The organism is Pseudomonas sp. G5(2012), assembly GCF_000408945.1.
Taxonomy (GTDB): Bacteria; Pseudomonadota; Gammaproteobacteria; order Pseudomonadales; family Pseudomonadaceae; genus Aquipseudomonas; species Aquipseudomonas umsongensis.
Genome location: NZ_APIO01000051.1, coordinates 27636 through 43399, shown reverse-complemented (window position 1 = coordinate 43399; position 15764 = coordinate 27636). Strand labels below are relative to the sequence as shown.

14 protein-coding genes are annotated in these 15764 nt (G+C 60.1%); 9 read left to right on the top strand and 5 right to left on the bottom strand.

Going from position 1 to position 15764, the window contains the following annotated elements; translation table 11 throughout:
* Positions 1-195: 195 nt before the first annotated feature.
* The 3 genes from PG5_RS17030 to PG5_RS17020 all read right to left on the bottom strand — a co-directional run bounded on the left by PG5_RS17030 (position 196) and on the right by PG5_RS17020 (position 2670).
* Positions 196-519: a hypothetical protein gene (locus PG5_RS17030; RefSeq protein ID WP_020798365.1), complete on the bottom strand. Its 324-nt coding sequence runs from the start codon at positions 517-519 to the stop codon at positions 196-198.
* Complete coding sequence (locus PG5_RS17025; protein WP_020798364.1) at positions 516-1610, bottom strand: serine hydrolase; 1095 nt, start codon at positions 1608-1610, stop codon at positions 516-518. Before PG5_RS17025 ends, PG5_RS17030 begins: the two co-directional genes overlap by 4 nt.
* Before the next feature lie 172 nt (positions 1611-1782).
* Positions 1783-2670 carry an acyl-CoA dehydrogenase family protein gene (locus PG5_RS17020; RefSeq protein WP_020798363.1) on the bottom strand — a complete coding sequence of 296 codons (888 nt, stop codon included), beginning with the start codon at positions 2668-2670 and terminating at the stop codon, positions 1783-1785.
* Positions 2671-2825: 155 nt separating this feature from the next.
* On the opposite strand from PG5_RS17020, the gene olsB reads away from it, so the two are divergent.
* A complete protein-coding gene (gene olsB, locus PG5_RS17015; RefSeq protein ID WP_020798362.1) occupies positions 2826-3581 on the top strand; it encodes an L-ornithine N(alpha)-acyltransferase in 756 nt (251 codons plus the stop codon).
* Entirely contained in the window at positions 3581-4372 is a 792-nt protein-coding gene (locus tag PG5_RS17010; RefSeq protein ID WP_020798361.1) for a lysophospholipid acyltransferase family protein, read from the top strand. The genes olsB and PG5_RS17010 overlap by 1 nt, the downstream gene beginning before the upstream one ends.
* 108 nt (positions 4373-4480) lie before the next feature.
* Here the strand turns inward: PG5_RS17010 and PG5_RS17005 are convergent, their stop codons facing one another.
* The gene (locus PG5_RS17005) at positions 4481-5059 is read right to left on the bottom strand and encodes an ACP phosphodiesterase (RefSeq protein WP_020798360.1); all 579 of its coding nucleotides are present in this window, start codon (positions 5057-5059) and stop codon (positions 4481-4483) included.
* A gap of 171 nt (positions 5060-5230) precedes the next feature.
* On the opposite strand from PG5_RS17005, the gene PG5_RS17000 reads away from it, so the two are divergent.
* The 4 genes from PG5_RS17000 (at position 5231) to PG5_RS16985 (ending at position 8678) form a co-directional block, all read left to right on the top strand.
* A complete protein-coding gene (locus PG5_RS17000; RefSeq protein WP_008056907.1) occupies positions 5231-5533 on the top strand; it encodes a helix-turn-helix transcriptional regulator in 303 nt (100 codons plus the stop codon).
* Positions 5534-5568: 35 nt separating this feature from the next.
* A complete protein-coding gene (locus PG5_RS16995) occupies positions 5569-6735 on the top strand; it encodes an MFS transporter (RefSeq protein ID WP_020798359.1) in 1167 nt (388 codons plus the stop codon).
* Between the two features lie 21 nt (positions 6736-6756).
* A complete protein-coding gene (locus tag PG5_RS16990; RefSeq protein WP_020798358.1) occupies positions 6757-7806 on the top strand; it encodes an alkene reductase in 1050 nt (349 codons plus the stop codon).
* Between the two features lie 212 nt (positions 7807-8018).
* On the top strand, positions 8019-8678 hold the full coding sequence (locus PG5_RS16985) for a hypothetical protein (RefSeq protein ID WP_020798356.1): 660 nt from the start codon (positions 8019-8021) through the stop codon (positions 8676-8678).
* Between the two features lie 224 nt (positions 8679-8902).
* Here PG5_RS16985 and emhR read toward each other — a convergent pair whose 3' ends face one another.
* Positions 8903-9535: an efflux system transcriptional repressor EmhR gene (gene emhR / locus PG5_RS16980; protein WP_020798355.1), complete on the bottom strand. Its 633-nt coding sequence runs from the start codon at positions 9533-9535 to the stop codon at positions 8903-8905.
* Positions 9536-9802: 267 nt separating this feature from the next.
* Between emhR and PG5_RS16975 the strand changes: the two genes are divergently transcribed.
* Genes PG5_RS16975 through emhC form a run of 3 tightly spaced genes read left to right on the top strand, consistent with a single transcriptional unit; the run spans position 9803 to position 15585 of the window.
* Complete coding sequence (locus tag PG5_RS16975; protein WP_020798354.1) at positions 9803-10960, top strand: efflux RND transporter periplasmic adaptor subunit; 1158 nt, start codon at positions 9803-9805, stop codon at positions 10958-10960.
* A gap of 3 nt (positions 10961-10963) precedes the next feature.
* Positions 10964-14125 carry an efflux RND transporter permease subunit EmhB gene (emhB, locus tag PG5_RS16970; protein ID WP_020798353.1) on the top strand — a complete coding sequence of 1054 codons (3162 nt, stop codon included), beginning with the start codon at positions 10964-10966 and terminating at the stop codon, positions 14123-14125.
* Entirely contained in the window at positions 14125-15585 is a 1461-nt protein-coding gene (gene emhC / locus PG5_RS16965; RefSeq protein ID WP_020798352.1) for an efflux RND transporter outer membrane subunit EmhC, read from the top strand. The genes emhB and emhC overlap by 1 nt, the downstream gene beginning before the upstream one ends.
* Positions 15586-15764: the final 179 nt, after the last annotated feature.

Sequence of the window (15764 nt, the reverse complement as noted above, 5' to 3'; positions counted from 1 at the left end):
ATAACCGCGAGTCACGCACGAGGACAATCGAATGTGGTTCCACTGGATGGAACCTGGGTGGCCGATCAATTGAAATTCGCCCAATACCCTGTGGGAGCGAGCCTGCTCGCGAATGCTCTACCAGTCCCACTGCTTGCGTTGAGTCTGCCGACGCTTTCGCGAGCAGGCTCGCTCCCACGGGTGTTGTGTGTGGCGTCAGGGGTTCAAGCGGCAGCCCTGGCGTTCACCGATCCAGGCTGCACGATTAGTGCGCCCCATGCCGCTGACGGTGATGCGCTTGTTGGGGGCGTCATCGTAAAAACCGCTGGTGGGCAACCACTGCTTTACATAGCTGAGGCAATACTCGGTATCGTTACCCATCACGTAGCGGCATGAGCAATATTCTTTCGCAGTGTATGCACTGATGATGTCGGGGAACGCCATCAGCGCCACTCGCTCATGCCAGACCCAGCCTACCAAGGCGAGCAACAGGACCAGCAGCAGCGCACTGAAAGGACGGCGACGAATGAAGCTGCTCATGGCTGCTCACTCCCGGCAAACGCCTCAAGCGCAAGCCTGAGCAATTCATTGTGCCGATAGCTGCCGTCGCGATCATCGCCGTAGCGGACGATCACCAGGTTCGCGCCAGGAATCACGTACATCGCCTGCCCCCAGTGGCCCAGCGCAGCGAAGGTGTCGGCAGGTGCATCGGGCCAGGGTCGGGCGCCACCGCCTGTTGCACGATTGAGCCACCAGTGGCCGCCGGGAACCGCCTCATCCTGATTGGCGCGATAGCCAATGAAGGGCTCGCGATTGAAAACAACCCAGCCTTTGGGTAGCAGTTGTTTATCGCCCCAGCAACCGTCCCGCGCCATCAACAGACCGATGCGGGCCAGATCCCGGGCGGTGAGGTAGGCATAGGAAGAGGCGACGAACGTTCCCGTGGCGTCGGTTTCCCAAACCGCGCTACGAATGCCCAATGGCTCGAACAACGCACTCCACGGATAGTTCGGGTAGCGCTCTGCACCAACGATGTTTTTCAGCGCGGCGGACAGTAGATTGGTGTCGCCACTGGAATAGCGAAACGCCTGCCCCGCTGCTGCGTACGAGTGGTGATCGGCCGTGAAGGCAGCCATGTCCGAGTGACCACGGGTGTAGAGCATGGCCACCACCGACGACTTCAACGGTGCGTATTCGTAGTCTTCCTGCCAGTCGATGCCGGAGGCCCAGTGCAGCAGGTCGGCCATGGTCAGGTCCGGGTGTTTTTCCAGTGGCGGGTAAAATTTGGCCACCGGGTCCTCGAGCCTGAACCGGCCATCGCCATAAGCTACGCCGAGGACCGTGGCCATCAGGCTTTTGCTGATGGACCAGGTGAGATGCGGCGTCTGGGCATTGGTCGGGCCGGCGTAGCGTTCGTAGATCAACTGGCCGTCGCGGATGACGAGCAAGGCGTCGCTGCGAATGCCTCGGCGGGTGGTGTCGTCGCGGGGTGGGAAGGCATATGCCTCTAGTGCTTGAAGCGCCGGACCGGTGATGGCTGGCCCTGTGGGCCATTGCTCAGTGGGCCAGTCTTCAGCGTGGGCCGGGAGACTGAGCAACAGCATGAAAAACAGGAACAGGCCTTTGGGCATGGCGGGGGCTCGTGGCGATGAACCTGCTGAGCCTAGTCGAGGTTGATGACAGTTCCGGGATTTGTGTTGTTACTGCGACCGCTTTCGCGAGCAAGCCCGCTCCCACATTTAACCGGGTTCCCAGAATGATTGCGATCAAATGTGGGAGCGGGCTTGCTCGCGAAGGCGTCAGTCAATTCAGCGAAGATCCGGATAGTGCCTTGGCCAACCGCTTGCCCCTGGCCCCGGCCGCCAGATCCAGTACCGCCTGATCGCGCTGCCACATCGCCGCCCACTGTGGCGGGCCCTCGGCCAGCGCTGCGTTGATCTCACCCTTGAGCCCCTCGAACTGCGCAAACAGACCACCGAGCAACACATGCCCCGCCGGACTGACGGGGGGATGTCGACTGACCTCCGCACACCCGGCCAGCAGCGCCAGCAAGCGCAACTGCAAGGCTTGCGGCCAGTCACTGTCCTGGCCAACGCCGTACAGCCAGGCGGTCATGGCACTCAAGACATAGATGTCTTCCAGGGTCCGGAATGGCTTGACGTACGCATCCCAGCCATCCCCCGCGAGCAATTCGCACAATGCATTGTCGAGAAATAGCCGGCCATGGCTGATGTCCGGCATCAACGGAATCGGCGGCAGTTTTTCCACCCGCACGCCCGGTTCATCGGGGTAGACCACCGCCAGGCTCAGGCGCGGAGCTTCGCCTTGCTGTTCGCTGCGGGCGGCAATCAGCAGCCAGTCGGCGGCATCGCCTGCAGTGACGAAATCCTTGCGTCCGCTCAAGCGCAAATCGTGCAGACGGGTTTGCATGTCAGCCACCCGCAGGCTGCGTTGCTCGGTCGCGCACAGTGCGCCAAGGCTCAACGGCGCGCTTGGCCAAAGCATGCGCATCGCCGCCTGATAGCCCACCAGGAACGCCAGCCCCGGCGTCGCCATCAAGCGTGCACCGACCACGGCCAGTTCAAACGGGGCGACGTTACCCAGCTGCTGCAACAACGTTGCGAACCCCTCGCCCAGATCCGGATTGGCGGGCAAGCGAGCGTGGCGGTTCAACAGGGTTTGCCAGGGCATAAGAGGCTCCTTGTGGGCTGTCATACAAGCATCACCAAAGCTTAACGGCGATGACACCGGGGCTACATAGCCTGACTTTGCACAACACGGCTGGATAAAGAAAGTCGATTCGCTGTAACCCCAAGACGGGTGAGCAGCCCGCACGGAGATTCGCCATGACTCAGATCGCACGCATCAGCGACACCGGCAACGAACGCCGCCTGCAAGCCGAACGCCTGGTCGGCGCCGAGGCTTTGCAGGAAGCCCAGGCCCTGCGCTTCAACGTGTTCAGCGGCGAGTTCAACGCCAAGCTCAAGGGCGCGGAATTGGGTCTGGACATGGACGACTATGATGTTCACTGCGTTCACATCGGCGTGCGTGACCTGAACACCGGGCGCCTGGTGGCGACCACCCGGCTGCTCGACCATACCGCCGCCAGCAGCCTGGGCAAATTCTACAGCGAAGAAGAATTCAGCCTGCACGGGCTCGTTCACCTCAAAGGCCCGATCCTGGAAATCGGTCGCACCTGCGTCGACCCGGCCTACCGCAATGGCGGTACCATCGCCGTGCTCTGGGGCGAACTGGCCGAAGTCCTGAACCAGGGCGGATACAGTTACTTGATGGGTTGCGCAAGCATTCCGATGCAGGACGGCGGGATCCAGGCCCACGCAATCATGCAGCGCCTGCGTGAACGCTACCTGTGCACCGAACACTTGCGGGCGGAACCGAAAAAGCCGCTGCCCACCCTGGACATTCCCTCGAACGTGATCGCCGAAATGCCGCCACTGCTCAAGGCCTACATGCGCCTGGGCGCGAAGATCTGCGGCGAGCCGTGCTGGGACGAAGATTTCCAGGTGGCCGATGTGTTCATCCTGCTCAAGCGCGACGAACTCTGCCCGCGTTACGCCAAACACTTCAAGGCGGCTGTCTGATGAGTCGCTTGCGCGTGTACGCGCGAATCGCCCGGGTGCTTCTGGTGGTCGCGCTCGGCCTGAGCATGGCCAGCGTATTCGGTATGTTCGAACGCCTGGGGCTGGCTCACTCGATGGAACGCCGCCAGCGCTGGTCGCGGTTTTTCATGGCACGCCTGAGCAACTCCTTGCCCTTCGACGTGACCCTGCACGGTGAGTTGCCCAAGACGCCAATGCTCTGGGTCAGCAACCACGTGTCCTGGACCGACATCCCGCTGTTGGGAATGCTCACGCCGCTGTCGTTCCTGTCCAAGGCCGAAGTGCGCACCTGGCCGGTGGCGGGCTGGTTGGCGGCCAAGGCCGGCAGCCTGTTTATCCGTCGCGGTTCGGGTGACAGCCAGTTGATCCGCAAACAGATGACGCGCCACCTGCAACAGGCACATCCGCTGCTGATGTTCCCGGAAGGCACGACTACCGATGGCCGTTCGCTGCGCACCTTTCACGGTCGCCTTCTGTCGGCGGCGATCGACTCCGAGGTGAAACTGCAACCGGTGGCGATTCGTTATGTGCGCAACGGTGAGCCCGACACACTGGCACCGTTCATTGGCGATGATGATTTGCTGTCGCACCTGATGCGCTTGTTTGCCAACGACCGCGGCGCGGTGGAGATTCATCTGCTCAAGCCGATCCCATGCGAAGGCCGCGAACGTGCTGCGCTGGCGTTCGAAGCGCAGCAGGCGGTGCAGAAGGCATTGTTTGGGGCCATTCCGGAACCCCGGCAAGCCCCGATGCGACCCGCTATCGCGGCATAAACATAGATCTCCTGTGGGAGCGGGCTTGCTCGCGAATACGGTGTGTCAGTGGACATCTATGCCGGCTGACACACCGCATTCGCGAGCAAGCCCGCTCCCACAATAGCTTTATGGTGTTGGCTGGTTTTGGGCAAAATCCTGCAGCTGCGGATAGAACAACCGGAAATCCTCGCTCAACGGCTCATACAACACGCGCAACTCCTGCATCGCCGCCGCCAGTTCCTCCGGTCGGGTCAAGCGTCGAGAAATCCCCCGCAATACCTGCTCCAGCACTTCGAATTCCCGATAAGACCCCAACCAGTCATGGGCCACCATGTGCGGCGCGATTGTCGCCAGGCGATCCGGCAGTTCAGGTTGGGCGGACAACACCCGGTACACGTCCGAGGTGAACAGTTCCAGCGGCTGATCCGCGTACAGCGTCCAGTCCCGGGCCAGGCAATGATCAAAAAATACATCAAGCACGATTCCGGCATAACGCCGGCGCGTCAGGGAAAACCTCGACAACGCGACATCCACCAGCGGATGGCGATCGGTAAATACGTCGATGCTGCGATGCAGCTGGATGGCCGTTTCGATTTCCGGATCGAACTGCCCCTGCAGCCGTCCCTTGACGAAATCGCCATAGAGACTGCCGAGCAATTGACCGGGACGATGGCCACCGAGGTGAAGATGTGCGAGATAGTTCATGGGCGCAGCTTAGCACTGTGCCCTTGACCCTATACAATCCTCGTATCGTTATAACCCGATATATCGATTTACTCGGTCATCAGATCGAAATCATATTGGTATATCGCGAAATACCGATTTAAAGTTCGCTTCATCGCGATATAGCGTTTTACTAATCACGAGCCCCCGACCATGAACCTTGACCTCGACGAAATAATAAAAGCCCTGGCGCACCCAGTACGGCGAGACATCCTGCACTGGCTCAAAGACCCGACCGTCGAATTCCCCGACCAGTCCCACAGTAACGAGCACGGCGTTTGCGCCGGGCAGATCGATCAACGTTGCGGCCTGTCGCAGTCCACGGTGTCGGCACACCTGGCGACCCTGCAACGCGCCGGCCTGATCAGCAGCCGCAAGGTCGGCCAGTGGCACTTTTTCAAACGTAACGAGGAAACCATCCAGGAGTTCCTCAAAGTCTTCAGCAAAGAGCTCTGACCCTTTACGTCAGCCAGCCGACAAGGAATCCACCCATGCCCCTCTCGCTACTCATATTGGCGTTAAGCGCCTTCGCCATCGGCACCACCGAGTTCGTCATCATGGGCTTGCTGCCCGATGTGGCGGCCGACCTCGGTGTGTCGATCCCCGGTGCCGGCTGGCTGGTAACCGGTTACGCCTTGGGCGTGGCCATTGGTGCGCCATTCATGGCACTGGCCACCGCCCGGCTGCCGCGCAAGGCCGCCCTGGTAGCGTTGATGGGCATTTTCATTGTCGGTAACCTGCTTTGCGCGGTAGCCAGTGACTACAACGTGCTGATGTTTGCCCGAGTGGTGACCGCCCTGTGCCATGGTGCGTTCTTCGGCATCGGTTCGGTGGTGGCGGCAGGCCTGGTGCCCGCCAACAAGCGCGCCTCGGCCGTGGCCTTGATGTTCACCGGCCTGACCCTGGCCAACGTCCTCGGCGTACCGCTGGGCACCGCGCTCGGCCAACAGGCCGGCTGGCGCTCGACTTTCTGGGCGGTGACCGTGATCGGCGTAATCGCATTGATCGGCCTGATCCGCTTCCTGCCGGCCAACCGCGATGAAGAAAAACTCGACATGCGCGCCGAATTGCGCGCCCTCAAAGGCGCCGGTATCTGGTTGTCCCTGAGCATGACGGCACTGTTCGCCGCCTCTGTATTCACCCTGTTCACTTACGTAGCGCCACTGCTGGGCGAAGTCACCGGTGTCTCGCCCCGTGGCGTGACCTGGACCTTGATGCTCATCGGCCTGGGTTTGACCGTCGGCAACATCATCGGTGGCAAGCTGGCGGACAAAGGCCTGGCGGCAACCCTGATCGGCGTCTTCATCGCCATGGCCGTGGTCTCCACCGTACTGACCTGGACCAGCGTCGCGCTGATCCCGACCGAAATCACCCTGTTCCTCTGGGCCACCGCGTGTTTCGCCGCCGTGCCTGCCCTGCAAGTCAACGTGGTGACCTACGGCAAGGCGGCACCGAACCTGGTCTCGACCCTGAACATCGGCGCCTTCAACGTCGGCAACGCATTGGGCGCCTGGGTCGGTGGCAGCGTCATCGCCCACGGTTTCGGCCTGACCAGCGTGCCTCTCGCGGCAGCGGCCCTCGCGGTACTCGCCCTGCTGGCGACCCTGATCACTTTCCGTCAGAGCGGTGACCCCGAACTGGCCCCCGTTACCAACTGATCTTCACAAGAGAGCTATTTCATGACGACTATTTTCGATCCGATCAAACTGGGCGACCTCGAGCTGGCCAACCGCATCATCATGGCCCCGCTGACCCGCTGCCGCGCCGACGAAGGCCGTGTGCCCAGCGCGTTGATGGCCGAATATTACGTACAACGCGCTTCGGCTGGCCTGATCCTCAGCGAAGCCACTTCGGTCACCCCGATGGGCGTCGGCTACCCGGACACCCCGGGCATCTGGTCCAACGACCAGGTGCGCGGCTGGACCAACGTCACCAAGGCGATCCACGGCGCGGGCGGCAAGATCTTCCTGCAACTGTGGCACGTCGGCCGGGTGTCCCACGAGTCGTACCTGAATGGCGAAAAACCGGTCGCCCCAAGCGCCATCCAGCCTAAAGGCCACGTCAGCCTGGTGCGTCCGCTGGCCGATTACCCAACGCCCCGCGCGCTGGAAACCGCTGAAATCGCCGACATCGTCGACGCTTACCGCGTGGGTGCCGAAAACGCCAAGGCCGCCGGTTTTGATGGCGTGGAAATCCACGGCGCCAACGGCTACCTGCTCGACCAGTTCCTGCAAAGCAGCACCAACCAGCGCACCGACCAATACGGCGGTTCCGTGGAAAACCGTGCCCGGCTGTTGCTGGAAGTGACCGATGCCGCGATCGAGGTCTGGGGCGCCGGCCGTGTCGGTGTGCACCTGGCACCTCGCGCCGACTCCCATGACATGGGTGACGACAACCTGGCCGAAACCTTCACCTACGTCGCTCGCGAACTGGGCAAACGCGGCATCGCCTTCATCTGCTCGCGCGAAAAAGAAGGCGCCGACAGCCTGGGACCGCAAATCAAGGAAGCCTTCGGTGGCCCGTACATCATCAACGAACGCTTTACCAAGGACAGCGCCAATGCCTGGCTGGCGAGCGGCAAGGCTGATGCAGTCGCCTTCGGTGTGCCATTCATTGCCAACCCGGACTTGCCGGCGCGCCTGAAAGCGGATACGCCGCTCAACGAGGCTCGTCCGGAGCTGTTCTACGCCAAGGGCCCGGTGGGATACATCGACTACCCGACGCTGTAAGTTTCATAGCTTGAAACGCAAAAGCCCCGACTCGAAAGCGCCGGGGCTTTTTTATTAAAATAACTTTCGAGCACACTAAAAAAGCATTCAACACACATCCAGACATCATCCACCTCTTCCGGCACGCACCACCAATACAGATAATAAATTTTCCACAGACAGCTGTACTCCTCATAACTAAGACAAAACTCACTTTATCGAAAGGAATCGACATGAACACCAGTGAAGACACTGACAACGAAGTTAACCAACCCTACGACCAATTGTTCGCGTTCTTTAAAGCTACCTCTATCGGTATTCTTTACCAGCTTTCGCCGCACCTGCTCAGCGAGGAATACCAGGCCATGCTGGACGATCTGGTAGGCAAGGCCAAGGTGGAGCTGATTGATTTGCTGGAAGAAGCGGAATATACGAACGCGCTGAATCAAAAAATCGAACAATGGCGAAATCAGAAAAGGGGTCCAAAACATACGCGTGTGATTGTCAAAATCATCAATAACACGTCTCATACATTCGGTATTGCCCAGACCAGCTTACCCATGAGCAAGGCAGAGCGCGAATCGTTCCAGACGCCCACCCAAGGACAAACTGCATTTAAATGCGACTTTGACTATAGTTATGCCTACCCCTGGCCTAAAAACAAAATCATGTTCAATCAGTTTATAGACTTCGTCGATAATCATATCGGAGTCCGCTTCGATCTGGGCATGATCATGAATACGTCATTTGGCGTTCATACGCCAACGCTCAGGCCAAGTGTAAAAAACACCGTCACGTCGATTGGCTCATCCAGTATCAAGTGCTCGACCACAACCACTCGAATGGGTGATGAGGCGCCCTTCGACTTCGAGGTAGAAATCATCCTGGGCTGATGGTGGCCAATCCGCCGGTTCGACAAGCGTGGTCAGCCAGGGCATTTGTCACGCGAGTGTTCACCTCTGCGTCTGAGCCTGCCTTACTACCCACGACACAAATTCCCTACAAAATACGAAACTCGCTACCTTTCAACCTGGCACGCGTACGTATATAAAAGCATGCCATCGCGAACAGACGAGCGCTGAAGGATCAGCGCTCGCCTCCAATTCTACATATTGTTTCATTTGCGCAGACTGGGGCTCAAGCGCAGCATGTCCAACCCGGTTTCAACCCAACGCTCTGCGTCAAGGTGCAGTTGAAAACTGTCGGGCGCCAGCAGCCACTGGTACAGGATGCCATCGATATAGGCATGCAGGCTGATGGCCGCGCGAGCCGTGTCGAGGTTTTCCGGCAATTGCCCGCGATTCACGGCGTTACTCAAGGCCAGGTCGATCTGTACATTGCAGTCCAGGCTGGCCGCCACACGCTGAAGGCGCAGGTCGCACATTTCATCGGTGAACTCGCACTTATGAAACAGAATTTCGTTGATGCGTCGGGTTTTCGGGTCCAAAGCAACTTGATGAAACAAATGAATCAACAGCTTGCGCATGCAGCCCAAGGGGTCGAGTTCGTCCGCGTCTACGCTGGCCTTGGCCATTTCATCCAGAGGCTCGTGCAGGGTGTCGAGCATGGCCTGCACCAGATCCGCCTTGTTGCTGAAATGCCAGTAGATAGCCCCACGAGTGACGCCGGCCAGGGTCGCGATATCCGCCAGTGTCGTGCGCGCCACGCCCCTTTCAAAAAAGGCTTTTTCTGCCGCCTCAATTATCTGGCTGCGGGTTTCTTGAGCTTCCTCTTTGGTACGACGGACCATGGCAGTACAACCTCAATCAGGATGCTTCAGCGATGTCTGGATATCAGCTGAATAAAAGCGGGGCGAGTGCTCTTGGGTATCGTCCCCGGGCCTACAATTCGAACCTTGCGACGGCGTTTGTAACGGAATGGGTACGTGACCAAGGTATTTACAAACAGCCATGAACGTAAGTATATTCCTTAGCATGCTACTTATCCACTCGGCCCCCACTTTTTAACCTTCAATTTTTTCTTGTGCGTTTGTTTCGCGCCTGACCCGAGGATTTTCATGCAATTCAAGCCAGCTGTTACCGCTCTGGTCGCCGCCGTCGCCCTGGCATCGCTGCTCAGCGGATGTAAAAAAGAAGAGGCCCCTCCGGCCGCACCACCGCCTCAGGTCGGCGTCGTCACTCTGCAGACGCAAACGTTTACGTTGACGTCCGATCTGCCGGGTCGCACCAGTGCATTCCGCATTGCCGAAGTGCGCCCACAGGTCAACGGCATCATTCTCAAGCGTCTTTTCAAGGAAGGCGGCGACGTCAAGGCCGGTCAGCAGCTGTATCAGATCGATCCATCGGTTTATGACGCTACGCTCAAAAGCGCCGAAGCCAACTTGCGTTCGACCAAGTCGATCTCTGACCGCTACAAGCAACTGGTCGACGAACAGGCCGTGAGCCGCCAGGAATACGACACCGCCGTGGCCAATCGCCTGCAATCGGAAGCCGCACTGCAAACGGCCCAGATCAACGTGCGCTACACCAAGGTCTATGCGCCGTTGACCGGTCGGATCGGTCGCTCGTCGGTCACCGAAGGTGCACTGGTCAGCAACGGCCAGGCCGAAGCGATGGCGGTGATCCAACAGCTGGACCCGATCTACGTCGACGTCACCCAGTCTTCGGTCGAGCTGCTTACGCTGCGCCGCGAACTGGAAAGCGGTCGTCTGCAAAAAGCCGGCGACAACGCCGCGAAAGTCAAACTGACCCTCGAGGATGGCAGCCAGTACAAGCTCGACGGCAAGCTGGAGTTCTCCGAGGTCTCGGTTGACCAGACCACCGGCTCTGTGACCCTGCGCGCCGTGTTCCCGAACCCTGACCACACCCTTCTGCCGGGCATGTTCGTGCACGCCCAGTTGCAGGCAGGCGTGAACAGCGCCGCGATCCTGGCGCCGCAACAAGGCGTCACCCGCGACCTCAAAGGCATGCCGACCGCGCTGGTCGTAGGTCCCGACAACAAGGTCGAACTGCGTCAGCTCAAGGCTAACCGCACCGTCGGCAACCAATGGCTGATCGAAGACGGCCTGAAGGCCGGCGATCGCCTGATCACCGAAGGCCTGCAATTCGTCAAGCCGGGCATCGAAGTCAAGCCCACTGACGCCACCAACGTCGGCACAAAAAACCCGGCCCCCGCCAAGCCAGCTGAGCAGGCTTCCAGCGGCCAAGGGGAGTAATCCATGTCCAGATTCTTCATCGACCGTCCGATCTTCGCCTGGGTAATCGCCCTGGTGATCATGCTGGTCGGGGCTCTATCGATCCTCAAGTTGCCGATCAACCAATACCCGAGCATTGCACCTCCGGCTATCGCCATTTCCGTGACCTACCCGGGCGCTTCTGCGCAAACCGTGCAGGACACCGTGGTCCAGGTGATCGAGCAGCAGCTAAACGGTATCGACAATTTGCGTTATGTGTCTTCGGAAAGTAACTCCGATGGCACCATGACCATTACCGCGACCTTCGAGCAAGGCACCAACTCCGATACCGCGCAGGTCCAGGTCCAGAACAAGCTGAACCTGGCCACCCCGCTGTTGCCGCAGGAAGTGCAGCAACAAGGTATCCGCGTGACCAAGGCAGTGAAGAACTTCCTGCTGGTCATCGGCGTAGTGTCGCGTGACGGCAGCATGACCAAGGACGACCTGTCCAACTACATCGTGTCCAACATGCAGGACCCGATCTCGCGGACCGCCGGCGTCGGCGACTTCCAGGTATTCGGCTCCCAGTACGCCATGCGCATCTGGCTCGACCCGGCAAAGTTGAACAACTTCAACCTGACCCCGATCGATGTCAAAACCGCCATCGCCGCACAGAACGTCCAGGTCTCGTCCGGCCAGCTCGGCGGCCTGCCCGCCCTGCCCGGCACGCAGCTGAACGCGACGATCATCGGCAAGACCCGCCTGCAGACCGCCGAGCAATTCGAAAAGATCCTGCTCAAGGTCAACAAGGACGGCTCCCAGGTTCGCCTCAGGGATGTCGCCAGCGTCGGCCTGGGTGGTGAGAACTACAGCATCAACGCCCAGTTCAACGGCGCCCCGGCGTCCGGCCTGGCCGTGAAACTGGCCACTGGCGCCAACGCCCTGGATACCGCCAAGGCCCTGCGCACGACCATCGACAACCTTAAGCCGTTCTTCCCCGAAGGGATGGAAGTGGTGTTCCCGTACGACACCACGCCGGTGGTGACCGAATCGATCAAGGGCGTGGTTCACACCCTGGTCGAAGCGGTCGGGCTGGTGTTCCTGGTGATGTTCCTGTTCCTGCAGAACTTCCGCGCCACCATCATCACCACGATGACGGTACCGGTGGTATTGCTCGGTACATTCGGGATCCTCGCGGCAGCCGGTTTCAGCATCAATACCCTGACCATGTTCGGTATGGTGCTGGCCATCGGCTTGCTGGTGGACGATGCCATCGTCGTGGTGGAAAACGTCGAACGGGTGATGAGCGAAGAAGGCCTGTCGCCCAAGGAAGCGACCAAGAAATCCATGGGGCAGATCCAGGGAGCACTGGTCGGTATCGCCCTGGTGCTGTCGGCGGTGCTGTTGCCAATGGCCTTCTTCAGCGGCTCCACCGGTGTGATCTACAAGCAGTTCTCGATCACCATCGTCTCGGCCATGGCCCTGTCGGTACTGGTGGCCCTGATCTTCACGCCGGCGCTCTGCGCCACCATGCTCAAGGCGATTCCCAAGGGCGAGCACCACACCCCGAAACGCGGTTTCTTCGGCTGGTTCAACCGCAACTTCGACCGTGGTGTCAAAAGCTACGAGCGTGGCGTCGGCAGCATGCTGACGCACAAGGCGCCGTACCTGCTGGCCTATATCATCATCGTCGTTGGCATGATCTGGCTGTTCACCCGCATTCCAACCGCGTTCCTGCCGGAAGAAGACCAGGGCGTATTGTTCGCCCAGGTACAGACCCCCGCCGGATCAACGTCCCAGCGCACCCAGGTGGTCGTGGACGAAATGCGTGAATTCCTGCTGCGTCCGGGCAAGGATGGCGGTGAAGGCGACGCGGTGAATTCGGTGTTTACCGTGACCGGCTTCAACTTCGCCGGCCGTGGCCAAAGCTCGGGCATGGCGTTCATCATGCTGCGCCCATGGGAAGACCGTAACGCCGAGAACAGCGTGTTCAAGGTTGCAGCCCGGGCCCAGCAGCACTTCTTCACCTTCCGTGACGCCATGGTGTTTGCCTTCGCGCCACCGGCGGTACTGGAATTGGGTAACGCCACCGGTTTCGACGTGTTCCTGCAGGACCGCGCCGGTATCGGTCACGACAAGCTGATGGAAGCCCGTAACCAGTTCCTCGGCATGGCGGCGCAAAGCAAGATCCTGACTCAAGTGCGTCCGAACGGCTTGAACGATGAGCCGCAATACCAGCTGGAAATCGACGACGAGAAGGCCAGTGCCCTGGGCATTACCATCGCCGACATCAACAACACCCTGTCGATCGCCCTGGGCAGTAGCTACGTCAACGACTTCATCGACCGCGGTCGGGTGAAGAAGGTTTACGTGCAAGGCCAGCCCGGTGCGCGGATGAGCCCTGAGGACTTGCAGAAGTGGTACGTGCGCAACAGCGTCGGCACCATGGTTCCGTTCTCGGCGTTCGCCAAGGGTGAGTGGATCTACGGATCGCCGAAACTGGCCCGTTACAACGGCGTGGAAGCGGTGGAAGTCCTCGGCGCCCCGGCACCGGGTTACTCCACCGGTGAAGCCATGGCCGAAGTCGAGGCCATCGCCAAGAAACTGCCGGCCGGCGTCGGTATTTCCTGGACCGGGTTGTCCTACGAGGAACGTTTGTCGGGTTCGCAAGCGCCTGCGCTGTACGCCTTGTCGTTGCTGATGGTGTTCCTGTGCCTGGCGGCCCTCTATGAAAGCTGGTCGATTCCGATCGCGGTCATGCTGGTGGTACCGCTGGGGATCATCGGTGCGCTGATGGCCACCAGCCTGCGCGGCCTGTCCAATGACGTGTACTTCCAGGTGGGCTTGTTGACGACCATCGGCCTGGCGGCGAAAAACGCCATCCTGATTGTCGAATTCGCCAAGGAACTGCACGAACAAGGGCGCAGCCTGCGCGAGGCGGCCATCGAAGCCTGCCGCATGCGTCTGCGACCCATCATCATGACCTCGCTCGCGTTCGTGCTCGGCGTGGTGCCCCTGGCGATATCCACGGGTGCAGGTTCCGGTAGCCAGCATGCCATCGGTACCGGCGTGATTGGCGGTATGATCACCGCAACCGTTCTGGCGATCTTCTGGGTCCCACTGTTCTTCGTCACCGTGTCGGCCCTGGGTCAGCGTAAAAACGTCGACCAGCAAGACGCCATTGAAACTTCTAAAGAGGCTGGCTAATGAGCAAGTCGCTACTCTCCCTGGCCGTCGCCGCATTCGTGCTTGGTGGCTGCTCGCTGATACCTGACTATCAGCGTCCGGACGCTCCGGTGGCAGATCAATACCCGCAGGGCCAGGCGTATTCGCCAGCCCAGGCACCGGCGCAGGCCGCTGCCGAGCAGGGCTGGAAGCAGTTTTTCCATGACCCGGCGCTGCAGCAGCTGATTCAGCTGTCCCTGGAAAACAACCGCGACCTGCGTGTCGCGGCGTTGAACATCGACGCCTTTGCGGCTCAATACCGCATCTCGCGTGCCGATCTGTTCCCGGCCGTTTCGGCCAACGGTACCGGCAGCCGCCAGCGCTTGCCGGCTGACGCTTCGCAGACCGGCGAGGCCGGTATCACCAGTTCCTACTCGGCCACGGTTGGCATCAGCGCCTATGAACTGGATATGTTCGGTCGGATTCGCAGCCTGAACGAAGAAGCCCTGCAGAAGTACTTCGCCACCGAAGAAGGCCGGCGCAGCACCCAGATCAGCCTGGTGGCCAGCGTGGCCAATGCCTACCTGACCTGGCAGGCCGACAAGGAACTGCTCAAGCTGACCCAGGACACCCTCGCCGCGTTCGAGGAGAGCTACAAGCTCACCGCGCGCAGCAACGAAGTGGGAGTCGCATCGGCCCTGGACCTGGCACAATCGCGCACCTCGGTGGAAAACGCCCGTGCGCAACTGGCCAAGTACACCCGTCAGGTCGCCCAGGATGAAAACAGCCTGGTGCTGCTGCTTGGCACCGGCATCCCGGCCAACCTGCAAGCGGCTAAACCACTGAACGACGACCTGCTGGCCGAAGTGCCACCTGGCCTGCCGTCGGACTTGCTGCAGCGTCGCCCGGACATCCTGCAGGCCGAGTACAACCTCAAGGCCGCCAACGCCAACATCGGCGCGGCGCGGGCAGCGTTCTTCCCGAGCATCAGCCTGACGGCCAACGCCGGGACCCTCAGCCCGGACCTGTCCGGCCTGTTCAAGGGTGGCTCGGGCACCTGGCTGTTCCAGCCGCAGATCAACCTGCCGATCTTCAACGCCGGCAGCCTGCGTGCCAGCCTGGATTATTCGAAAATCCAGAAAGACATTGGCGTGGCGAACTACGAGAAGTCCATCCAGACCGCCTTCCAGGAAGTCGCCGACGGCCTGGCCGCGCGCCAGACCTACGTCCAGCAGTTGCAGGCGCAGCAGGACTTCGTCAACGCCAACCAGGACTACTACCGCCTGGCCGAGCGTCGTTACCGCATCGGTGTCGACAGCAACCTGACCTTCCTCGATGCCCAGCGTCAGCTGTTCAGTGCCCAACAGGCATTGATCACCGACCGTCTGGCGCAACTGGTCAGCCAGGTCAACCTGTACAAGGCCCTGGGCGGTGGCTGGAATGAACAGACGGCGAAGAACGAGCCGCTAAAAGAAGAAGCGCCGAAGTTGAAATTATTCTGATAGTAGTAAAACCAATAAGCCCACCGATGGTGGGCTTATTGGTATGGCGGCCAAAGATCATATACATCGCCGGCATCTGAGCCTGATAACTTGCCGAATGACATACAGCTGCCGGTAAACCCCTCAAATTCACATTCCACATCCACGCTATCTAGCAATTAAAATATACAGCCCACCTA